The 24,623-nt window shown below is 44.3% G+C and carries 14 protein-coding genes; all 14 read left to right on the top strand.

The window, feature by feature from the left end; all coding sequences use genetic code 11:
* Nucleotides 1-20 precede the first annotated feature (20 nt).
* The 14 genes from AC0VYE_RS28390 (at nucleotide 21) to AC0VYE_RS28325 (ending at nucleotide 24,609) form a co-directional block, all read left to right on the top strand.
* The gene (locus AC0VYE_RS28390) at nucleotides 21-5,711 is read left to right on the top strand and encodes an Ig-like domain-containing protein (RefSeq protein ID WP_475443970.1); all 5,691 of its coding nucleotides are present in this window, start codon (nucleotides 21-23) and stop codon (nucleotides 5,709-5,711) included.
* A gap of 329 nt (nucleotides 5,712-6,040) precedes the next feature.
* The gene (locus AC0VYE_RS28385) at nucleotides 6,041-7,081 is read left to right on the top strand and encodes an S-layer homology domain-containing protein (protein WP_475443968.1); all 1,041 of its coding nucleotides are present in this window, start codon (nucleotides 6,041-6,043) and stop codon (nucleotides 7,079-7,081) included.
* A 319-nt stretch (nucleotides 7,082-7,400) separates the two neighbouring features.
* Complete coding sequence (locus tag AC0VYE_RS28380; protein WP_475443966.1) at nucleotides 7,401-8,333, top strand: NHL repeat-containing protein; 933 nt, start codon at nucleotides 7,401-7,403, stop codon at nucleotides 8,331-8,333.
* 91 nt (nucleotides 8,334-8,424) lie between these two features.
* Entirely contained in the window at nucleotides 8,425-9,639 is a 1,215-nt protein-coding gene (gene fdhA / locus AC0VYE_RS28375) for a formaldehyde dehydrogenase, glutathione-independent (protein WP_308995947.1), read from the top strand.
* 517 nt (nucleotides 9,640-10,156) lie between these two features.
* Complete coding sequence (locus AC0VYE_RS28370) at nucleotides 10,157-12,385, top strand: family 10 glycosylhydrolase (RefSeq protein WP_475443963.1); 2,229 nt, start codon at nucleotides 10,157-10,159, stop codon at nucleotides 12,383-12,385.
* A gap of 130 nt (nucleotides 12,386-12,515) precedes the next feature.
* Nucleotides 12,516-13,520 carry a LacI family DNA-binding transcriptional regulator gene (locus AC0VYE_RS28365; protein WP_339204840.1) on the top strand — a complete coding sequence of 335 codons (1,005 nt, stop codon included), beginning with the start codon at nucleotides 12,516-12,518 and terminating at the stop codon, nucleotides 13,518-13,520.
* Nucleotides 13,521-13,538: 18 nt separating this feature from the next.
* Nucleotides 13,539-14,543, top strand: coding sequence for an N-acetylglucosamine kinase (locus AC0VYE_RS28360; RefSeq protein ID WP_475443961.1), 1,005 nt, complete (start codon nucleotides 13,539-13,541; stop codon nucleotides 14,541-14,543).
* Between the two features lie 244 nt (nucleotides 14,544-14,787).
* Nucleotides 14,788-15,714 carry an ABC transporter permease gene (locus AC0VYE_RS28355; RefSeq protein ID WP_441912201.1) on the top strand — a complete coding sequence of 309 codons (927 nt, stop codon included), beginning with the start codon at nucleotides 14,788-14,790 and terminating at the stop codon, nucleotides 15,712-15,714.
* 33 nt (nucleotides 15,715-15,747) lie between these two features.
* A complete protein-coding gene (locus tag AC0VYE_RS28350; RefSeq protein WP_475443958.1) occupies nucleotides 15,748-16,638 on the top strand; it encodes a carbohydrate ABC transporter permease in 891 nt (296 codons plus the stop codon).
* A 30-nt stretch (nucleotides 16,639-16,668) separates the two neighbouring features.
* Nucleotides 16,669-18,291, top strand: a complete 1,623-nt coding sequence (locus AC0VYE_RS28345; RefSeq protein WP_475443956.1) for an extracellular solute-binding protein — start codon at nucleotides 16,669-16,671, stop codon at nucleotides 18,289-18,291.
* A gap of 43 nt (nucleotides 18,292-18,334) precedes the next feature.
* Complete coding sequence (locus tag AC0VYE_RS28340; protein ID WP_475443954.1) at nucleotides 18,335-20,704, top strand: S-layer homology domain-containing protein; 2,370 nt, start codon at nucleotides 18,335-18,337, stop codon at nucleotides 20,702-20,704.
* Nucleotides 20,705-21,027: 323 nt separating this feature from the next.
* Entirely contained in the window at nucleotides 21,028-22,008 is a 981-nt protein-coding gene (locus AC0VYE_RS28335; RefSeq protein WP_339204824.1) for an ABC transporter permease, read from the top strand.
* Between the two features lie 100 nt (nucleotides 22,009-22,108).
* Nucleotides 22,109-22,915 (top strand): carbohydrate ABC transporter permease, encoded by an 807-nt coding sequence (locus tag AC0VYE_RS28330; protein WP_083681751.1) that lies wholly within the window; start codon nucleotides 22,109-22,111, stop codon nucleotides 22,913-22,915.
* Nucleotides 22,916-22,995: 80 nt separating this feature from the next.
* On the top strand, nucleotides 22,996-24,609 hold the full coding sequence (locus AC0VYE_RS28325; protein ID WP_475443951.1) for an extracellular solute-binding protein: 1,614 nt from the start codon (nucleotides 22,996-22,998) through the stop codon (nucleotides 24,607-24,609).
* Nucleotides 24,610-24,623: the final 14 nt, after the last annotated feature.

Here is a 24,623-nt window from a genome sequence, read left to right as displayed (position 1 = left end):
TTTAATGGAGGAATAATCCAGTGAGAAAAAAACTGAAACGATTTTCTTCTTTATTATTAGCAACCACTATAATGGTTTCATCGTTCACGTATATGAATACAAATCAAGTAGACGCGGCTCGAACGAACGGAACCGCGCCTTACTTGAACCAATGGGCGGTTTCCGGTCCTTTTACCAACGAGCAGCCTCTTGGAAACATCGTTCCTGTCATTGGCGAGTCTTTTGTCGATCCGAACAGCTCGGAAACATCTACCTGGCAATATTTCGATGATCGTATCTTCAACCGCAACTATGATGATTACAATGACCTAATGGGTTATTTTGATGTCAAGCAGGGACAGGACACAGTCAACAAGTGGGTTGTTGCAGGGACCTATGTTTACAGCCCCAAAGCGCAAACGGTTCAGTGGCAGGTTGGTGGTTCGGGTGTGTATAAACTATTCGCCAACGAAACGCTTAGTGGACAACAAACCCAAGCCGCATCTCGTGTGAACAAGAACGGCACCAAATATCCAATTGCATTAAAACAAGGTTGGAACAAGCTTCTCATTGAAATTCAGCACAAAAACCCCAGTACGAACAAGAATTTCCTCGGTTTTTACACAAGACTCTCCGACAACAACGGAAATGAAATTTCAGGTCTCACCTATTCCGTAACGGGACCAAACGTAACAGACAACCAACTGAAAATTGTGACACAGGGCCTTGCTATTGATAAAACTGCATTTGATGACCGCAATGCAAATGTTCCGGCAAACGACTATCCGTCAAACACACTACCATACGCTTACGATGAAAATCCATATGTATGGATGGCTGGGAAAATTGACGACAAACTGAATACATCATCTGATGCCCCGCAGGCATCTCCCTTTGTATTCCAGGCTGCGGGTGGAAATCCCGGCTACACCTGGGAAATTGCCGATGGTCAGTTGCCGCCCGGTCTGACATTAGCAGAAGTCGGTCACATTGAAGGTAAGGTTGCAGACGGCGCTCAAGGCACATCACAGAAGGATTACACCTTCACAGTGAAGGCGACGGACGCTCAAGGTTCTATTGCAACGCAGCAATATACGATAACGGTCAAGGAAAACCCGGTGGATTGGTTTATTGAGGGCAAGATGTCAGCGCTGTCACACACTACAGGCACCTATCCGAACCTTTATGACCCAAACTATAACTTTGACGCGTGGGCACAGGCAGCTAAAGAATTGGGAATGACCATGCTTTCGACAGAAACCGTGCAAAACACCATTTACTACTGGCCGTCACCCAACGCAAACTTAACTCCAAGCGACAGTAACAAAATGTATAAATACAACGCTTTGTACAAATCTGATGACGACAACTGGCATGTCAAAGACAGAGTGATGCAGGCAAAGCAGGCTGCAGAGCGTTACGGCATGAAGTTCGGTGTGTACTTGTCGTCACAGTACGAAGGTAGAGACATTATAGAAAGTGATATCCAAGGGTTGGTAGCAAGATACAACCCTTGGTATGTCTTTGCCGATGGTAATCCTCAGGGCACTGGCAATGTTGACGTGGCGTGGAGCTCTGCACGCAACTATAACGACCGTGTATTAATTAATGCAAACCCTGATGCACAAACCGGTGACCAAGATATTACCCTTCACGAGCGTCCATTCTGGCACAGTGAACCTTACACCAACGGTGGCTGGATAAACGGTATTTTGCCACAAACGAAAAAAGTTGCCCATGAGGAATGGAACGATCCATTTACAACTGCACTCGATATCTGGGCCCAATACGCAAAAGGCAACGAACGAGACAATTGGATTGAGTTAACAAAGGAAATCTTGAACCAATATGGACACGGTTATGTCATGAATTATGACCAGTCCATTGGTAGAACCCGCGGTATGGATAACCTGTTTAGTAATTTGGATAACGCAAATATCTTCTCAATGGTGCCTATTGAATCACAGAATGCGCTAGGTATGCGCAGCTCCATTGCAAAATGGATGGCAAATGCCGGCAGTCCGGACCTGCGGGAGTCCATGTCCGGCACCTTGCCATATACGATGGATTACACCATTAAATCAGGCTGGCATACCGACCCGCAGAAGGCTATCTCCCACGGTCAGGGTCCTGATTGGGGTTACGCTATGTCCCGTGACCAGTATGTCTATATGCACATGATTAAAAACCTAATTTCCGGCGTGAGCAAGACCGGATTTACCGGCCAAGCCTCGATGAGCGGAATTGGCCCCTTCAATTACCCGGTTGACAAGGTCGAGTGGCTGAACAAGGGTGTTTCACTGCCATTCACGACGCAAGAAAAGAATAATAAATATTACATTACAATTGATACATCACAAGTTGTTGCAGACCCTATTGATACAATCATAAAAATTACAACAAAAAACGCTGCAAGAAAATACAAAATGACAAGCGTTAAATTGTTCAGCAGCCAAACGGAATCAAACAAATTGAAACTTAGAGCAGAGAGCTATATGAATAACTACAGCAATTTATTCGCGGCCGCTACACTTCACTACACAAGCGACAAGACAAGCGTAGCAACTGTAGACCAGGCCACAGGTTTGGTAACAGCTGTCGGTGACGGTACAGCTACCATCACAGTTACGGCAACCTATGATGATGGTGTGAACGCTCCTCAGGTTAAGACCGATACCTATCCTGTAAAGGTATCGGGAGGTGCGATTTCAGCTGCACTTCCGCTTGTTGGTGTGAATATGCTCACAGAAGGCGCTTTATTCTGGGGTCAATTCTCCACCAATCAAGACCTTGCTGTGACATTCCAGGGCTTTACAGAAAAGGGCGGTACGGTTGATATTCTGGGCGGCACAACTATCAAGTACCATTATGCAACCGTTGACGGTAAACGCGATAACTCTACAGGTAAAATCATAGTAACTGAAGTGCCGGCCGATCAAGTACCGTTCATTGTGAATGGCAACACCATGCAATTTACAGGTAAAATTTCTACTCCTACGATGTACAGCTACTGGGCTGACATCACTGTAGACGGAAAGACTTATACATCGACGCGTAACTACATTACACTTATCCCGGATGCAAACGTCGCAGCTGGAATTATACCGACAGTTACAAGCGACAGCGGTAACGCCGGAACATTATCTGATGGCATACTCAACGATTCCACCGGCGGCAATCTCTCAAAATGGGTAGCGCCGGCAAGCGACGCAAATCCAAGCATCACGTATGATTTGGGCAAACTGCAAAAGCTTAACCGCGTTAATATCTTCTTCAACCACCATATGCCAAATGCCGACAACGTTACTTACTACAACGTGCCGAACAAGGTGAAGATTGATTATAGCGTTGACGGAACAAATTGGATAGCAGGCAATGAAACTAATACATTGTCTGGCGGTGGATTGCCGACATCGAGAAATACACTGGCCGTTCCAAAAAGCAATACAACCTTGTATGCTTGGGAGCAAGAGGGCTTGTATTACAACTATCCGCTTGATCCGAGCAAACCCGACGCACAGGGGCGTTTTGTAAGAGTATCCTTTCCAGGCGGCGGTCAAGGAGGAAGCCCGATTGATGTGCTGGAGGTTAAGGTATTCTCATCAGGAGATTTAACAGCACTTGGGAACATTAAGCTTGCACCGAAGGTCGGTGTGGATAACAAAACGGTAACGGTAAATGTAGAAGGTTTTTCCTTCTTAGGAGAACCTCTGGACCTTACCGATGCAAAAATTACGATCACAAGTGAAAACCCCTCCGTTGCAGCTGTTGGCGCAGATGGGGTGATTACAGCCGTGGCAGAAGGCAAGGCGAAGATCAATGTAACCGCAAGGCTTGGCAGCAATAGCGCTAGCGATTTCTTCTATGTGGATGTTGACGCTGACGGTAACATACATTCAGCTCCTTTTCTGAGAGAAGTGAAGCTATCTCTAAATAACAGCTCCATAAGATTGAATGAACCGATTATAGGGACTTTAGAGGGAAGGTTAAACACGGGTACACAGGCTGATTTATCTAGAGCTGTAGTCGAATATCAATTCAGCGATGGAAGGTTGTCCGTTGTCGAGGGCAGCAATACGATCGTTGTGAAGGGTGATATCGGCAATGGATTTAAAGCGAATGTTACTGTTAAGGTCACATTGGATGGGATAACTCAAATTAGCAGCCCTATGGCAATTACTGCGGTCGGCGAGAATTTAGCTCGGTCAGCCAAGGTCTCAGTCGTGTCGGTCAGATTCGATGATGCCCGGTACGTGGGCACGAAAGCGATCGACGGCGACAAATCGACAAGCTGGGCGTCATCTCCAAGCGACAACATCAAGGCTCCATGGATTCGATTGGAATTTGATGCTCCGTACACAATCGGTAAGGTGAATCTAGTTGACCGCGGTCACAAAATCAATGAGATCGGGGAAGGGGTTCTGGAATGGGAAGGCGGCAGCCGGAAGGTTCAGAATATAAAGTGGGACGGCAAACCCGATAACGTAGTCATCTTTGACGAGCCGATTTTGACGAGCTGGATTAAATTCACAATAGACCCGGACAATAAATATTCGAACTCATCCCCTGCTGAACAGGGTGAGCTAGGACTTACAGAATTTGAAGTATTCGCGGCAGAGGCACCATTCGAAAAAACAATTGTGGATTATAAATCGGTTGCCGTAGATACGGATCAAGGCGTAATTCCCACACTTCCCGCACAGGTTGAAGCCGTGTACAACGACGGAACGACTGGACTCGCGGATGTTGTGTGGTCACCAATTACGGCAGAAATGGTAGCCCAAGCGGGCGTGATTACCGTTAAAGGAACGGTAGAAGGATCATCGGCGGAACCAAAAGCTACGATTAGAGTAGCTGAGGTTCAACAATTGTTTACGCTCAGCCTGAACAAACCGTCCTACAGCCTGACCGTAGGCGATACGCACCAAACGGTCGTCACATCGACATACAGCGAATCCGGAGTGGTGAAGGATGTCACCTCACTAGCCATATTCACGACAGAGGACCGGAAGATTGCCACTGTAGATAACAAAGGAATGGTGACCGGGGTAGGGGAAGGAAGCACGACGTTGAGCGCAACTTATGGCGGAAAAACGGTGACGGCGCAGGTTCATGTGACAAAGCGCGACGAGCAGCAAACAGCTGTGAAGCTTTCTGGACCGTCTTCCGTTATGAAGGGCGAGCCGTTCTCGTTGAAATATGGTCTGAAGGAAGTACAAAATCCGGTGCTGGGTCAGGATGTGCTGCTCCAGTATGACTCCAGTCTCTATGATTTCAAAGAGGCGGTTGCCATTCATGAGGGAATTAGTGTCTATGTACAGGAGATACCTGCTCCTGGACAAATACGTTTGCTAGTCGCTAGTCTTGGAATGGACAATGCGATCAAGGGTGATGCAGAAATCGTAGAGCTGAAATTTATAGCTAAGCAAGTCTCGCAGAACGCAAGCGGGTCGATATCGGTAACAAGCGCCGTTTTAGGCGACGCGGAAGGAAATGAAAGTCTAGCAATTCCAGCGTCTGTACACGTTGAGGTAATGACGGTTCCTATATTGCCAGGAGACTCGAACAACGATAACAAGTACTCGATCGCCGATCTCGCTATCGCAGCGGCTCATTATGGTATGGATGAAAAGCACCCAGATTGGAATCAGTTCAAGTCCGCAGACTTTGACCGTAATGGCGTTATCGATATTCTGGATCTTGCGGCGATTGCTAGAAAGATTTTGGAATGACCTTTATTAACCTAAAAAGGAAGATTATTAAGTTTGTAACATGGGCGAAAGTGGTCACTATGATTCTCTTTACTAATAAATAAGTCGACTGCTATGTTCGGTGAAAACACAGAAGGCACGGCTCAATCATTCTGAGCCGTGCCTTAACTATATGTAGAGCTTGAATAGTATTCTCTTTTTAGAGTTTCTTTATTTTTTGGTGCGTCGAGTCTATTGATTTTGATGTTTTATTCATTTTTTAATGTTTAGTATGGTGAGGTTATCAACATATACTGAGGTAGTAAACAGTGAGCGAATAGCCATTCAACTATCGAAAGGATGATTCAATAATGATTCGTAAATTACTTTTGTACAGTTTGGCTTTATTCCTGTGTATATCTTGTTTTCCTCCGAAAGCTGCGTTTGCAGCGAAAGAGCAAGCCTACTCGTTATCCATTGCCAATGCTAGTCCAAAGGTGAACCAAACCTTTCAGGTCAAAGTGAATGGAACAAATGTTATTGATTTGTACGCTTATGAAATTAATTTAACTTACGATTCGAAACGACTTCAGTTTGTGAGCGCGGACCTCGGAAAGGACGGGTTCGCAGTAAAACCGATTTTGAAAGGAAATACGATTCAGTTAGCTCATACACAAATAGGAGAAAAAGCAGGCAAAAAAGGAAATGTGGCTCTAGCCACACTAACCTTTAAGGCGATTGCTGTGGGATCAGTCGAAATTACACTTTCAAGCATGAAACTCGTAAATTCCGAAATAGAGTCCACGGTCGTTTCAAGTCGTTCCAGCGTGAAAGCTGTTGTGAAAAACGATACAGGAACTAATGCCAATGGGTTTACCGACATTTCCAGTCACTGGGCGAAATTGTCTATCGAAGAAGCGGTTAAGTTAGGATTCATCGCGGGCTTTACTGATGGTACATTCCGGCCGAACGCACAAACCACACGAAGTGAATTCGCCGTCATGATGAGCCGTGCATTGAAACTAGAAGGCGTAGAAAGAGATCTGCCTTTCACGGATCTTAATAAGATTCCGGCATGGGCTAGACCTTCCATCTCACAAACGATAGAAGCAGGCATTTTGAAAGGCTATGACAATAACACCTTCCGTCCGGCACGTAATATTACCCGCGCTGAAATGACGGTAATGATCGTTCGTGCACTAAAGCTCAAAGTTGATCCGAATGCGAAGTTATCTTTTGCCGATGCGGACAAAGTAGCTGATTGGGCAAGACCCTCTGTTTCTGCAGCGTATGAAGTGAATCTCATTAAAGGCCGCGGGAAGAACCTCTTCGCACCGAATGAGAACGCCACGAGAGCGGAAGCAGTGATCATGATCTTGGGGATGTTGGAACATAAAGAAAAAGCAAATTAATAGTGAAGCGGAAAAGGTATAATTCAGGGCCAAAGTAGTTGGAACAGAGGGGAGGCAGAAAAGCCTTCCCTTCTTCTTTTATTGAAGAAGCCAATGATTAAAATCTTCGTTTTTCATCTAAATGTCCATATAGTGCAAAATTAAGTCTCGTTAGTTCAAAGACTAATAGAGGTTGGGAGTTTATCATATCAGACAACACTATCATTTGTTGATTCGCGAGCGGGTAAAAGCTGATCTTAAATCAAATGATGAGCCAATTCATGATAGCGTTTGCTAACAAAAAAGTTAATCACTCAACTAAGGAAAAGAGGATTTAAATATGATCACAAACAAAACACCGCAATTAGGAAATACGGCACGCAGCTATGATCTTGTTCAAGGCTGGGCAAAGCTTCCTGCTCACTTGGAGTTTGGCTATACACATGGAATCGTCGTAGACCAACAGGATAATGTTTATGTCTTTCATACAGGAAAACCCTCCATTTTCAAATTTGATCAGACTGGACAATTTCAAGCGGCTTGGGGCGAAGAGTTCGAGGGTGGCGCACACGGATTTTATCTTCATAAGGAGCAAAATAGCGAATACCTTTATATCACAGACACAGCTCGCGGTAATGTTGTGAAAATGGATTTGAGCGGAAAGCACTTATTGACATTGGGAACACCTGATCGTCCTGATATTTATAACGATGAGCTTAAATATGTCCCTACAGACGTAGCCGTTTCGGCAAATGGCGATATTTATGTATCCGATGGTTATGGACAAAGCTGGATTCATCAATATACAGCAGCAGGAGAATATATCCGTTCGTGGGGTGGGAAAGGTACGGAACTAGGACAGCTGAACTGCCCGCATGGTATTTCGATTGATATTCGCAGTGGGATAGAAGAAGTTTATGTAGCTGATCGTGGCAATCATCGGATTCAAGTCTTCACTCTACAGGGCGATTTCAAAAGAGTCATCATCGATGATATGGATCAGCCCTGCAGCTTCTATTATCACGGGGACGATCTCTTCTTCCCAGACTTAAACAGTCGGATTACGATCTTCGACAAAAATGATCGGTTGATCTGTCATTTAGGTGAAGATCAGCAGGCTTACAAACAAGCAGGCTGGCCGAATTTGCCTAAGTCTTACTACAGGGATAATAAATTTAGTTCACCACATGGTATTTGTGTGGATTCCAAAGGTTCTGTCTATGTTGCGGAATGGATTTTCGATGGACGTATAACTAAGCTTACACTTGCATAATTTCGTGGTAAAGAATCTTCATTATTTAGGCATACAGGCTGATAAAGCATCTAAACTGTAATTAAATAATCTAGTAAATGGAGATGAGAACATGTCTGGAAATAAAGCAGTTGTTTATAGTAAACCGGGAAGTGTTGAGGTACGAGACACCGCTTATCCAGACTTGGTATTGAAGGATGGACCCGGTGTCAATCCATTGAATGTAGGACGTAAATGTGAGCATGGGGTTATTCTGAAAGTGATTACAACGAATATTTGCGGAAGCGATCAGCACATGGTTAGAGGAAGGACGACGGCTCCATCCGGTCTTATCTTAGGTCATGAGATAACAGGTGAAGTTATTGAAGTTGGCCGTGATGTCGAGTTTATAAAAAAGGGCGACTTGGTCTCTGTTCCTTTTAATATTGCCTGCGGACGTTGTCGCAGTTGTAAAGAACGTAATACAAATATATGTTTAAATGTCAATCCAGATCGTCCTGGTTCCGCTTATGGTTATGTGGATATGGGTGGATGGGTTGGCGGGCAATCCGAATATGTCATGGTTCCATACGCAGACTTTCAGTTATTGAAGTTTCCAGATAAAGAGAAAGCAATGGAAAAAATTCTGGATTTAACGATGCTCTCCGATATTTTCCCAACAGGTTATCATGGTGCGGTTAGTGCTGGGGTTCGCCCAGGATCAACGGTATATGTTGCCGGTGCAGGTCCGGTAGGTCTTGCCGCAGCGCACTCTGCTCAATTGCTAGGGGCAGCGGTTGTTATCGTAGGTGATTTAAATGCAGAGCGTCTTGCCCAAGCAAAAAGCTTTGGTTGTGAGACGATTAATCTTCGTGAGAATGGTGATTTGGCCGGACAAATTGATCAAATTTTGGGATCTCCTGAAGTAGATTCAGCGATAGATTGTGTTGGTTTTGAAGCGCATGGGCATGGGAAGGGGCATGGCGAGGCGCCAGCAACGGTATTGAACTCCATTATGGAAGTTACTCGTGCAGGCGGCAGCTTAGGAATTCCGGGACTTTATGTAACAGGGGATCCAGGTGCTGTGGATGAGGATTCGAAAATTGGAACATTGAAAATTCGTTTTGGTCTCGGTTGGGCGAAGTCCCACACGTTTGTGACAGGCCAAACGCCAGTTATGAAATACAACAGAGAATTAATGATGGCAATCATGAGCGGCCGTGCACAAATTGCTAAAGCCGTGAATGCCACACTTATATCATTAAATGAGGCTCCAAAAGCTTATCAAGATTTTGATCGCGGCGTTTCCCGGAAATTTGTTATAGATCCCCATGGCGTCGTTAAATAATGTAGTCACTGTTTTATAATACGCATTGATTTGCAGCATGCATTGTTATGTTGTTGAAGAAGCTTAGGTTGAACAAGTAGATGCTTTAACTCCAATATTTCGTTAGGAACTTCTTGCACGCTCCGCTAGGGGCGAGGGTAAGGAGTTCTTTTCCTTTTTCTGATTCCTTATTCCTTTTCTGCCCTCTACGAACGCGATCGTATAAACGAGAGGAACCTGATTTACCTCCTGAATGTGGGTCAGTACAGTACTGAATCGGTTGCACGGAAGAACAATATTTTTTCTTCCAGTTATTGACGTATTTCCGATTGAATGATAATATCTAGCTAAAGTTAAAAGCTTTAAACTTTTGGAATGTTTGCAATGGATTGAATAACAACTTGAATAAACAAACCATTATTAGGACTTAATCAACAAACAGTTAGTCGCTCAATATGTGATCTCACGGTTTTAGCATTTTTTTTAGCCTGAAAGTTAAATGCTTTAAACTTTTGATAAAAAAGGTGGAGATATTAGGGTGATTAAAACTAAAGGTTTGAAATTGCTGGTGTTTGTGTTATTTGTCAGTGTCCTATTTCCTACTCATTCATTGGGAGTTCAGGCAATCCAACAAGCACCGTTCGGAACCGAGATCATTGTACGGACCGTTAACCAATTTAGAAATGTCGCCGATGTAACCGCATTCATTCAAAAAGCTGTTCAGTACAATGTAGATATTATTAGCATGAACGTAAAGCAGGATGAAGATGATGAGGTGCCTTCTGGTCATGTATTCTATAACAGTGCGATTGCCCCGATTGCCGCCGGCTATGAGAATTTCGACGCGCTTTCGCATGTGATCACGCAGGCGCATCAGCAGGGTATCGAGGTCCGTGCATGGATTCCCCAGTTCCATGATCAAGCAGCATTTCTTAAGGATCCAAGCTGGCAAATGCACGCTTTCGTTGACGGTAATGCAGTCCCTTTTACAGGCTCGAATGGCAGTGAGTATTTCGTCAACCCGATCCATCCCGATGTTCAAGCCTATGAGCGCTCGATAATTGAAGAGGTTGTAAGCAACTATGATATAGATGGCGTAGTACTCGATTGGTTGAGATTTGACGATTACAACATGGATGTAAGCAGCTACACGGTTAACCTATACGAGAGTATATACGGATATTCTCCACTCGATATTAACTTTAATGTGGATTCTAATCGTAGGAATGAATGGAATGAATGGAGAACGGATCAAATCGGCGGCTATGTGCAGGACGTTCGTGAAGACATTGATCAGATAAATGCAGATATGGAGCTCGGTGTTTATATTTTGCCGCCGGAATTCACAGAGGTTGGTCAAAATGTTGCGAAGTTCAAGGATGCGATTGATTTTGTTGCACCAATGGCTTATTTTGATGATTGGGAATTTGATACGGAATGGGTCTATGGCGCCAATGGGATTTTGTCAGATACATCGTCGCTTGCTGGTTCTGGAGTAACGATTGTTCCAACACTGGATAACGATTGGACAGTGAATGAATATCAGGAGGTATATGGCGGTATTAGAGATCACTTTCCACAAGTGACTCATCTCTCCTTCTTCTCCTATGGAGCTTGGAATGAGAACGTGCTAAGCGATATTAATTCGCGTAGGACCTGGCCTGTTGCACAAGACTATGCAGCGAATATTCCAACGGAATGGAAGGCAAGAAATATTGGCTTTAAGCCAGGTAGTGCTAGCTATAGCGGCGGGGTCTTCACATTGTCAGGCAACGCATCGGATATATGGGGCAATGAGGATCAATTAAACTACATCTATCAATCTCTGCAAGGGGATGGAGCGATTGTTGCTAGGGTTGCAGGAATGAATAATATGGACGGTTGGGCGAAAGCAGGCTTAATGATCCGTGAATCGCTTGCTGTGGATGCTAAACATGCGGACATGATCGTAACTCCTGAGAATGGAGCCGCATTTCAATACCGAGCAGCTAACCAAGGGAACACAGTCGATCATATTATAGCTGAAGCTCCTCCGTCGTGGTTAATGCTGGAGCGCAGTGGCAATCAGTTCACAGGCTCGATATCTACAGACGGGGAAAACTGGACCGCAGTGAGCAGCGCATCAATCGCAATGGGCAGCAATGTGTATATAGGTTTGGCACTGAGCAATTCGAGCAGCTCGGCCAATAGTCAAGCGCTAATCGATCATGTCTCGCTTAGCGGCGCTTTGCCTGTACTGTGGAAAACCACGGATATTAACTCGACTACAGGAGCTGCCCATTTTCAGTCAGGAACTTATACTTTATCGAGCAGAGACACTGATATATGGGGAACCGTAGACAAAATGCGATATGCTTATCTTCCGTTAACCGGTAATGGATCGATTATCGCTAAGGTTTCCAATATGACAAATATGAACGGATGGGCAAAAGCGGGAGTCATGATTCGTGAGACTTTGGGTGCCAATGCGAAGCATGTCGACATGCTTATCACCCCTAGCAATGGAGCATCGTTTCAATACAGGCAGGCAGCTGGAGGCATAACAACGGACACCGTAACTGCCGCATCCTTGCCGCGTTGGGTTAAGCTGGAGCGAATAAACAATCAATTCATTGGCTATATCTCCTCCAACGGGGTTAGCTGGACAGAGGTTGGCAGACGCACATTGACCATGAACAGCGGAGCTTACATTGGGCTTGCTCTAAGCAATCCAGGCAGTTCTACCTCCAATCAGGCATTGTTCAATGAGGTCAAGATTGTGCTTTAAGCAGTTATTTATAGGGTACACAACGCTTAGCATCCATCCAGGATTGACACAATGCTGGATGGATGCTAGCATCACATTGAAATTAAAAGGATTTAACTTTAATACTTACTAAAAGGAGAACAACATTACAGTGAATATACATGATGTGGCAAAAAAATCCGGTTTATCTGTTGTGACGGTTTCTCGAGTCATCAATAATGCACCGTCTGTTCGTGAAAAGAACAGGGAGAAGGTATTAAAGGCGATGGAAGAATTGAATTATCAGCCCAATTCCGCTGCCCAAAGCTTAATTCGAGGAAAGACCGGAATTATTGGCATGACCATTATGAATCTTAACGATTCTTTTTACGATAGAGTGATTAAGGCTGCTAATCGGAAATTAGCAGAGCAAGGCTACTTTCTAACCTTGTCTATTTCGGAAAATGAGGGGGAAGGGGACACCAGCAATTTCTTATTTCAGAAGGACAGGGTGGATGGCATTATTGTCCTCTCCCCGATTGAAGAAGAAAGCTATATCGCCGAGTTGAAAAGAAAAAATATTCCTTTCGTTCTACTGGATAATCAAGAAGAGCATGAGGATGTATCGAGTGTGGTTGTTGACAATTATTTAGGTGGGTATGAGGCAACGAAACACTTGATAGATCTAGGTCATACGGAGATTGCCCATATTGGGGGACCAACGCTGTTCTTGAGCGTTAAGGAGCGAAGAAGGGGGTACTTGCAAGCCTTATCCGAAGCAGGGCTAACCCCTTTTGCTATTGAGTATAGCCAGTTTACGGTAAGTGATGGTTACAAAGTAGCTAAGAAATGGATCAGGGATGATAGCCTGCCGACGGCCATATTCGCAGCAGATGACTTCATTGCACTTGGGGTTATCCATGCTCTAAGTGAAGAAGGGTTAAGTGTTCCTCATGATATTTCAGTCGTAGGTTATGATGATCAGGTGCTGGCTGCTGGGTTTTTCCCAAGATTAACGACCGTCAGGCAACCTGAAGCACAATTAGGCACTATCGGAGTTGAACTGCTCCTGAAGCATATTAACGGCACGATTCAGGAAACGACGATCACCAAGCTGACACCCCAATTATTAATTAGAGAATCAACGGCCTACTTGAGAAAAAATAACTCAATATAAATAGGAGTGACGATTTACTTGAAATATTATATGGGTATTGATGCAGGGGGAAGTAAAACCTATGCCCTCGTCGCTAATTCTGAGGGAACCATTCTGAGTGTAGGAAGAGGGGGAAACGGCAATCACCAAACCAATCGTGATCAAGCGGAAGCAAGCCTGAGTAGTGCAGTCTCAGATGCATTAAGGCAAGCCCAATTAAACGTTGATCAAATCGAATTTGCTTGGTTTGGCTTAGCTGGTGCGGACAGAGAAAGCGACTATCGCATCTTAAGGCCAATCATTCAGAAGATGAATCTTCCGAATACAAATATTTCGTGTGATACAACAATAGCGCTTCGAGCAGGAACAAATCAGCCATTTGGTGTTGTTCTCATCTGTGGAACAGGAGTGAATTGCTCAGGAATGAACAGAAAAGGCGAATCCTTTCAATGTGGGGGATTCGGCTATATGTTCGGTGACTTTGGCGGAGGGCAAGATTTGAGTATAGAGGTATTCCGCAGCGTAATGCGTGCCTGGGAGGGAAGAGAGGAAGAAACGAGCTTATCGAATTTGCTAATAAATAAATTAGGGTATGAAAGCGTTGAGGCGTTAAGGGATAATTTCCTTGATTACTCCAACTATTTGCCTGTCGAAGTTGCAAGATTGTTGTTCGATGCCGTGCAGCAAGGGGATGAAGTAGCGAGGCGTATCTTGGTAAAGCAGGGCGAAGAATTAGGCTTAGCGGCCGCAGCAACCATCAATCGATTAGCTATGAACGAGGAAAAATTCGATATTGTCTTGGCAGGCAGTATATTGACACGCGGCGACCAGGACGGGCTGCTGCGGAGTATTATTGAACGAAAGGCTAAGCAAGCAGCGCCGCGTTGTTCGATTACTATTTTAAATACGGAGCCGGCGGTTGGTGCTCTCATTCTAGCCATGGAGAGCAGTGGTGAGGAGGTTTCACCCGATATTATGAATAACTTAACCGAATTTAAGCTAAAAAATATTCGAAATATTCAAAATGTTCAAAAAACGATGTAAAAAATAATTATAGTGAGTGGGAATTATCTGTAATCGAATCATGCCAGCTATGCTCCTGATCAGATTTGGTGCCATTGAATTTTTCTTATGCTGAAAGCGGTTCCATTATATTGTTAGAACTATTCCTATAGGAAGGATGAGCTGCTGCAGCAGCAGGTAGCAGTGGTTCGAACTAGCAACTAAAGAGATATTAAATACCTATGTTGTCTGATTTATTTAATCTTGGCAAAGGAGCAAAAGGCGAATGAAAATCAACTCAAAGCCAACTAGACGCAGCCTATTTATGAAACAATGGGATCTTCAATCTATGGTTTTACCCGGAATCATTTTCGTATTTGTATTCAGTTATATTCCGATGTATGGGGTGTTAATGGCTTTTCAGCAATATGACATTTTCGCAGGGATTTGGGATAGCCGTTGGGTGGGATGGACTAATTTTCGCCTATTTTTTAATGCTCCGGAATTTTTTAATGTGCTGCGCAACACGATAGCTATCAGTTTTTTAAAGCTGCTCATTTCTTTCCCAGCACCGATTATTTTGGCACTCATGCTTAATGAGATTCGAAATATGGCGTTTAAGCGCATCATTCAAACGGTCAGTTATCTGCCTTATTTTTTATCCTGGGTCATCGTATCCGGCTTCGTCGTCTCATTGTTATCGGTTGATAACGGTACAGTGAACATTCTTCTCGCAAAGCTGGATCTCATAGAGCATCCCATAAATTTTCTATCCATCCCTGAGTATTTCTGGTCGATTCTAGTAAGCGTCAACGTGTGGAAGGAGGTTGGGTTTGCAAGCATTGTGTACCTAGCAGCCATTGCTGGAGTAGATCCAACGCTGTATGAAGCTGCATCAATAGATGGAGCCAGCCGATTTAAGCAAATTTATTTAGTGACACTTCCATGTATAACCCCGGTTATTATCATCTTCATGATATTGGCCATTGGCGGGATCCTTAGCGCTGGATTTGAAGATATTCTATTGCTGGCCTCCAATCCAATTCTCAGAGAATATTCAGATGTCATAGATACCTATGTTTATCGAGTCGGCATTCAAAATTCACGGTTCTCTTATGCGACAGCTGTTGGTTTGTTCAAATCTATTATTAGTGTTGTTTTGCTGCTAATAGCGAATAGAGTGGCACGCAGGGCGGGAGTTAGTCTTTGGTAATTCATTTTGCAATATTAGGGGGGGAATGCAAGCATGAGGCTTAGCACGGGCGATAAAGTATTTCAGACTTTGATATATGCAAGCCTGATCATTTTGGGAATCTTGATGTTCTATCCTTTCTGGAATTCTCTAGTTATTTCCTTTAATGAAGGAAGAGATACGGCTCTTGGCGGAGTTACGATCTGGCCGAGGGCATTTACACTTGAAAATTATAATGTTGTATTCAAGGATACTCGATTGTTGAATTCCTTCTGGATCTCGGTGATGCGTACAGTGATCGGCACGATTCTGTCCGTATTCGTTACGTCGCTGCTGGCATACGGGATGTCTAAGAGAGATCTACAGCTACGGAACTACTATATGATTTTCTTCATTGTAACGATGTTTTTCAGCGGCGGATTAATTCCGACCTTCCTGCTGGTGCGAAACCTTGGATTGATGAACACGTTCTGGGTCATGATTATTCCGGGACTAATCAGTGTTTATCATATGATCATTTTCCGTACCTTTTTCTCTGCGCTTCCCGACGGTCTGGAAGAATCCGCGAAGATCGATGGATGCAGCAATTACGGAATCTTTTTTCGAATTGTTGTGCCTATATCGGGTCCAATTATAGCTACCATCGGATTATTTACGGCGGTGGGTCATTGGAATGATTGGTTTACCGGAGCCATTTATATTTCCAAGGATGAGCTATTGCCCATTCAGACCTTATTAAGGCAAATTATGAATTCGAATATTATGACAGAAATGTCGTCCGGCAATGCAATTGCAATGGAACATATCAACAGAAACCGAAGCATAACGACAAAGTCTCTTCTGATGGCTACGATGATGGTTGCTACTATTCCCATCATTCTGACCTACCCTTTCCTGCAGAAATATTTTGTCAAAGGGGTATTGATCGGTTCGATAAAGGGATAGTCCCAATAAAAAAAGAAGGTAGGGGAAAAAATGAATACAAGATTGAGATGGGTGTCGTTATTGATTGTCCTGATGGTTTTTCTGGCTGCTTGTTCAAACAACAACAATGGGCCGCAAGTATCGAACAACCCGAATAATTCCGGAGGAAACGACGGTCCAAAGCCGGTAACATTTTCATTTTATGGTCATTATGATTGGTTAACTACGGCACCTTGGGCGGATAACGAAGCAACCAGATGGATTTTGGACAACAAGAAAGTTACCGTTAAGCCGATTCAATCTGGCGGCGCATCGGTAGAGAAGCTGAACACGATGATTGTCTCTGACGATTTGCCAGATGTCATATTTACCGATCGCGGTGCGACAGTCGATCGCTTGGTTCAAGCACGTAAGCTTGTGCCGCTTGATGAGTATTACGATAAGTATCCCAATTTCAAAAAGTATGTGAAGGAATCTACGCTCAATCTGCTTCGTTCCGAGGATGGAAAGATCTATCAAATTCCAAATTGGTATACATCGGGAACCTTTGGGAACGGCGGATGGATGGTCAACATAGAAATTTATAATGAACTTGGCAGGCCGAAGCTGGAAACATTCGATGATCTATACAATTACTTAATTAAAGTCAGAGACACGTACCCAGATGTTGTACCGCTTGAAGTTGGGGAGAAAGGCGCAGGCTTGGAATTGTTGTACGGAGGCTTCAAAGAAGGTGTAACTAGCAAATTCATCGGCATGAGAGGCTATCCGGAAGGCGACAAGCTAGTCTCGATCTATGAGGATTCTGCATTTCAGGAAACGATGAAGTATATTAGCAAGCTATTCCGAGAGAGATTGATTACCCAAGATGCTATTACACAAACCCAGGATGCAGTCAAAGAAAAAGTGAACACTGGCCGAGTGGCTGTTATGGTCGAATCGAATATTACAACTTACGGAGCAGAAGGGCATCGTGAATTGACTAAGGTTAAACCAGACGGTGGTTACGAAATTATTTGGCCGATTCATAAAGCTGGCTTGGACAAAAAGAATATTTTTGTGAGTGGATTTGAAAGCTTAGGATGGAATGTCAACGTTATTACGACCGAAGCCAAAGATCCCGAAGCAATCTTCGCTTATTATGACTGGCTTACTGGACCTGAAGGACAGAAGGTTCTATTCTTCGGACCGCAAGGCCTTTATTGGGATGAGCAAAATGAGGACGGATCGCCAATTCCGAATGAAAACTATAAAAGTGGGGACGTCAATAAGCGTTCGGAAACGATGAGAAAATTCGAAGATTTTAACTGGGCGGGCAACACGACCTTCATCGATAAAGCCAAGGTAAGCTTGGAGATGGCCTTGTCGGAGAAGCTAAGATCATGGGAGACGATAGCGCAAAGCTCTGTCACTTGGGCGACATCGAAGGACATTACCGAATTCGTCAATGTGGATCCGCTGCCTGATTCAGAGCTCGGCATTATCTCACAGCAAATCTCTGATATTTTCACAGTAGCCTTTGCAAATATGGTATTTGCTAAATCTGATGATGAGGTCGCATCCATCATGGAGAAAACAGCAAATGACGCACAAAAAGCAGGGCTGGAGCGGCTGCTCGAATTTAAAACCGAGAAATGGCAGGCGAATGTTAAGAAAATTAATGCCGAATATTGAGTGGAGCAAGGTGTAACCCAGATCTACAATAGGGGGCCGGAGCATGAGTCATTTAAAATCATATAGGATCGCTGCATTAATGCTCATTTTTAGTATGTTATTCACTTCATTTAGCTTTGCAGCGGAGGCAAAATCGGAACGGGATATTGTCGATCATTGGGCTAATAAGGAATTATCAGAATGGATGGATAAGGGTTGGCTGAAAGGCTACGGGGATGGTTCAATTCAGCCGGATCAGCTTTTAACGAGAGCCGAATTTGTAGCGCTTGTTAATCGATCCTTTCAATTCACGAATGAATCGGAGCTGACCTTCCAAGATGTGCCTAAGCATAGTTGGTTTTATCAAGATGTTGCAAGGGCTGTCGCAGCGGGTTATATCAGCGGCAAGAGTGCAAAGCAATTCGCGCCGCGAGAGTTCATTACAAGGCAGCAAGCGGCTGTCGTCATAAATCGGTTGCTTCAATTGCAAGTGGACAAAAATGCAGCGATGATGGAGTTTTCGGATAGTGAACAATTTGCCGAATGGGCCAAGGAAGCTATTAGTAATGTGGTCATTCACGGAATAATGCGCGGCTATAATTCTGCAAACATATTTAAGCCTTTGAATCCATTGACACGTGCGGAGTTGGTGGTTATCCTGGACCGCTCGCTGCAAGTTAAATTAAGCCAGCTTCCCATCAAACCGGAAAACGGGAATGTTGGTGGGAACGGTAATAACGGCGGCAATAATGGAGGAAACGGCAACGGGGGAGGTACCTCGCCCGTTGAAGAAGAGAACACGCCGTTCAAAACCGAGATTACGGTACGAACGGTTAACCAGTTTCGTAGTGCAAGTGATGTAGCGGACTTTGTTGAGCAAGCCGTTAAGTACAATGTGGATATTATTAATATGAGTGTCAAGCAGGACGAAGACGATGAAGTGCCTTCAGGCCATGTATTCTACAACAGTGCGATCGCCCCCATAGCCGATGGCTATGAGAGCTTCGATGCTCTTTCGCAAGTGATCACGCAGGCGCATCAGAAGGGAATCGAGGTTCGTGCATGGATTCCTCAGTTCCATGATCAGGCAGCCTTTCATAAGGATCCAAGCTGGCAGATGCACGCTTTAGTTGACGGTATTGTAGTTCCTTATACAGGCTCGAATGGCAGCGAGTATTTCGTCAACCCGATCCATCCCGATGTTCAAGCCTATCAGCGCTCGATTATTGAAGAGGTCGTAAGCAATTATGATGTAGATGGCGTTGTTCTCGATTGGTTAAGATTCGATAATTACAATATGGATGTAAGCAGCTACACGGTTAACCTATACGAGAGCATATACGGATATTCGCCGCTTGAGATTAACTTTGATGAAGATTCTACTCGCAGGAATGAATGGAATGAATGGAGAACGGATCAAATCGGCGGCTATGTGCAGGATGTTCGTGAGGATATCGATGAGATTAAAGCGGGCATGGAGCTGGGCGTTTTCATTTTGCCTCCGGAATTCGTAGAGGTTGGCCAAAATGCTTCGAAGTTCAAGGATGCAGTGAATTTTGTCGCTCCGATGGCTTATTTCGATGATTGGGGATTCGATGAGGAATGGGTCTATGATAAGAACGGGATTTTATCCGATACATCGTTTCTTGTCGGTTCTGGAGTAGCGATCGTGCCGACGCTCGATGACAATTGGACGGATGACGAATATCAAGCGGTGTATGGCGGAATTCGAGAGAACTTTCCTGCAATTACACATCTCTCTTACTTTAATTATGGCGCTTGGGATTGGAATGTGCTTAAGGCAATCGATGCGAGAAGAGCTTGGCCAACTGCAGGCTGGGAGCCGCCTGTGGAGCATGATTATGATGCTGATCTTCCACAGCCCTGGAAAGCTAGAAATATCGGGTTGAAGTCTGGCGATGCATCCTATAATGCAGCGGACGAGACATTCACGTTAACAGGAAGTTCAACCGATATTTGGGGAAATAATGATCTATTGAATTATATTTATAAGCCATTGCACGAGGATGGGGAGATTATAGCGCAAGTGACTGTAATGGAAGAAATGAGTGAGTGGGCCAAAGCAGGCTTGATGATTCGTGAGACGCTGGACGTGGACGCCAAGCATGTAGACATGATGGTTACCCCAGTTAATGGAGCTACCTTTCAATATCGGGAAAATGAAGGGGGAGGCACCGTCGATCAAACGATGGATGGGAGTCCGCCATTGTGGCTTAAGCTGAATCGCAGCGGCAATGTATTTACCGGTTCAATTTCAGATAATGGAATGGACTGGACGGTAGTCAGCAGTTTTGAAACGATTATGAATGAAGATGCCTATATAGGCTTGGCACTCAGCAATCCAGCTAGTACAAGTGATAATAAGGCAGTATTCACTAATGTTCATGTTATCGCAGGTGATGAAGGAAAGTAGCAAAAACCATGTTGTATAGATCGGAACTTCTTACCCGCTCCGCTGGGAGCGGGTGTAAGAAGTTCTTTTCTTTTTTCTAGGTTTGAAATAATTTGTACCTAAGACTTTGTATTCTGAAATCCCAGATCTCAAGTAAATAAAGGGTTTTCAGCCGATAGATAATGAAAAAGGGATAGCATCACAAAAATGGAAGGTGCGCTTTCAGAGTGAAGGAATAGCAGCACAAAAAGTGGAGATTTCCGCATTCGGCTGTACATGTTACGTTAAGTTGGCAAGGCGTTGCTGAACAGAATGATAACATGCCAAAAGAAAGGGGGATTACTTTGAAGCAACATTCGCAGTCAGCGGATTTAGCTCCCATGCCTAAAATGCCGAAAGCAGGAGCAGGCTCGAGATGGATAAGGTCCATGCGGAAGGAATTAAAACGCAATCGATTTCTTTATATGCTTCTAGTGCCAGTAGCCATCTATTTATTGCTATTTAAATACGCACCGATGGCTGGAGAAATCATTGCTTTCAAAAATTACCGATTATCCGATGGGATTTGGGGAAGCTCTTGGGTAGGGTTCCAGCAGTTTGAAAAGTTGTTTGCCAGTCGCGAGTTTTATATCGTATTAAAAAATACGCTGCTGCTTAACCTGTACAGCTTGCTTTTTGCGTTTCCTGCTCCGATTCTGCTCGCAATCATGCTCAATGAAGTTCGGGTGGAGTGGTACAAACGAACATTGCAAAACTTGCTCTACATTCCTCATTTTATTTCGTGGATCGTCCTCGGAAGCATCATTATTGCACTGTTATCGCCATCTACAGGCATAGTGAATTATTTATTGCAGGCGTTTGGAATAGAGCCAATTTATTTTATGGCAGATAAGCTATGGTGGCCGGTGACGTTTATTGTGTCGGGCATTTGGAAAGAAGCCGGATTTGGGACGATTCTTTATTTAGCTGCGATGGCCTCAATTGATCCAACGTTGTATGAAGCGGCCAAAATTGACGGCGCCAATAAAATAAGACAGATCTGGCATGTGACATTGCCAGGCATTCGCAGTACGATTGCGATTCTTCTTATTTTGCAAGTAGGCAAAATGATGGACGTTGGTTTCGAGCAGGTCTATGCACTGCGGAATCCGGCGGTAACGAGTGTGGCGGAGGTAATCAGTACCTTCGTGTACACAAGGGGGATTGTCAACCTGCAGTACAGTTACACAACCGCATTAGGCTTATTCCAATCACTGATTGCGCTCATTCTTATTGTGTCGGTGAACCGAATCATTAAGGCGCTGGGAGAACGAGGATTGTGGTAAGGGATGAAAGGAGTGATGCAACCTGAAGCTTGGAAAACAAAGCGTTTTTTCGGTCATATTTCGCTGGCTTAACTACATCTTGCTGGCGCTGCTTGCTTACATGGCGTTGTTTCCGTTTATTAACGTCATTGCTGTTTCATTCAGCAGCAGCAGGGCAATCAATGCGGCAGAAATTTTTATGTGGCCGGTTGATTTCAATGTGGAAGCCTATCTAAAGCTGCTGAAAGACGGCCAATTAATTGTAGCGATGAAGAACACCATCATCATTACGGTCATCGGCACCGCGTTGAATATGATTTTTACGATCATTGCTGCCTATCCGCTCTCTAAAGCAAGATTAAAAGGCAGAAATGTCATGCTGATGGCTATTTTATTTACGATGCTGTTCAGCGGCGGGTTGATTCCTAATTTTCTGCTTATCAATAGCATTGGACTTACCAATACGTATTGGGCACTTTGGCTGCCAGCACTTATAAGCGCTTACAATATGTTCGTAATGAAGTCGTTTCTGGAAGGGCTGCCTGACGAGATGGAAGAATCCGCTGCGATTGACGGTGCCGGTGATTTCACTATTTTATGGCGAATCATATTGCCTCTCTCCAAACCAGTCATCGCTGCATTAACATTGTTCTATGCCGTGGGCTGGTGGAATTCCTATATGAATGTCTTAATCTACATTCGAAGTACGGATAAAGTGTCATTGATGGTGAAGCTGTACCAGATGATCGATTTGGTAAGTCCAGAACTGCTGCGTGGAAGCGGTGAAGGTGTGTCGCAAATCTCGATTACGCCGGAAGGCATTCGGGCTGCAGCAGTCGTGTTTGCTATCGTGCCGATTCTGTGTGTGTATCCATTTTTGCAAAAGCATTTTATTAAAGGCGTGCTGCTTGGTTCGATTAAAGGATAATGCACGGCATGAGCTGAATATCAAGGGTGCCAAGAATGCACATTTTGATATAAAAAAAATTATTTTGTAGGAGGTCAAGCATGAAACAGAAGAGAATACAAAAAGGAAAAATGCTGCTTATGCTGATTATGATTATGGCACTCTTGGCAACGGCATGTTCCAACAGTGGGGAAAACAGCAGTTCTACGAATACAACGAACAAGGCCACTGACAAACCTGCCAACGAGTCCTCTACAGGCGAAAAAGATCCCTATGATGGGATGCCTAAGAAGGTCAGCATTTCCACGTTTGATCGAGGAGCAGTGTCAAGCGATGAGGGTACCTATGAAGAAAATCGCTGGGTAAAATGGATTCGCGAGCAATCGGGTATTGATGTAACGATCGTACCTGTACCGCGCAACCAAGCACAGGATGCGCTTAACGTATTAATTGCATCGAAACAAGCGCCGGACCTGCTGTGGGAATATGACCGGACATATATTGGCAAGCTGGTCACCCAAGGAGTTATTCAACCGATCGGTGATTATATTGAGAAATACAGCACGACCTACAAAAAATATTTGGAAGAAAATCCGGATTTGCTGCCCTATATTACTTTCAATGGAGAAGTTTATGCGGCAGTGACGAAACGTGCGATTACCGGCATTGTAAACCATGGCATGTGGATAAGACAGGATTGGCTCGACGAATTGAAGCTTGAGAGGCCGACGACAGTGGAAGAGCTTGTTGCTGTAGCCAAAGCGATGAAAGAACGCTACCCAGACAGCACGCCAATAGTCGGTCATACGACATTCGATATTTACTCTGCTCTATATGCGGCAATGAACAATCAATGGTATGTGGAAGATGGGAAAATGGTATATGGTGCAACCCTTGACCGTTTTGGTGAAGCGATTGAACTGGAAAAGCAGTTGTATGATTTGGGACTTGTTGATCGTGAATATTTAACGGATAGCAACAATCAGCGTGCAACTCAGTTGTGGACAACAGGTAAAGCTGGAATCTATATGGGGCAATGGGGACTCGGTAATACCGATATTATAACGAAGGATCTACTCATTAATGTGCCGGACGCCAAGCCTGAGCCATTGGAAGCGGTTGCTACTCCGCATGGCAAATATGGTACGTATCAGGAGGCTTCGCCGCTATTTTATGTCACTTTCAATAAGGATATGAAAAATCCGAAGGCCGCTATGGAGTATTTGGATTGGATTTTGGAGAAGGGCTGGTTCACACTCGTGAATGGAGAGGAAGGCGTCCATCATGAAATGGTAGGTGACGTTGCGAAACGTCTTGATCCGGATAAATTTACAAAAGAAGTGATTTATGCAGGGGAATACGCTGTATTGCGTGACGAGAGCGGTTTTAAAGCCGAGAATTTGCTTGTTCAAGCGGCCAGCGATGATTTGTCACAACGCGTTGCTAAGCTTGATATGGAATCGCTCGATATTGCGTTGAAAAATGAGTTCCGCCGCGATATTCCATATCAGCCAAGCTTTGATGAAATTAATGAAATCCGTTCAACACTGGATACCTTCATTAGGGAAACACGTGCTAATGCCGTAACCCAAGGAGACAAATATACAGGTCAATGGGCACTGGACCAGATTCGCAAGGAATGGAAACGCCTTGGCGGTGAAAAAGCAGAAGAGATTGCCCAGAAGTGGTATGAAGAAAATAAAGCCAGCTTCTAGATTCTTTTAAATTC

It is taken from the genome of Pristimantibacillus sp. Z349TD_6 (assembly GCF_056173205.1).
The sequence above is the reverse complement of the archived record's forward strand: the minus strand, read 5'-3'. Positions and strand labels throughout refer to the sequence as shown.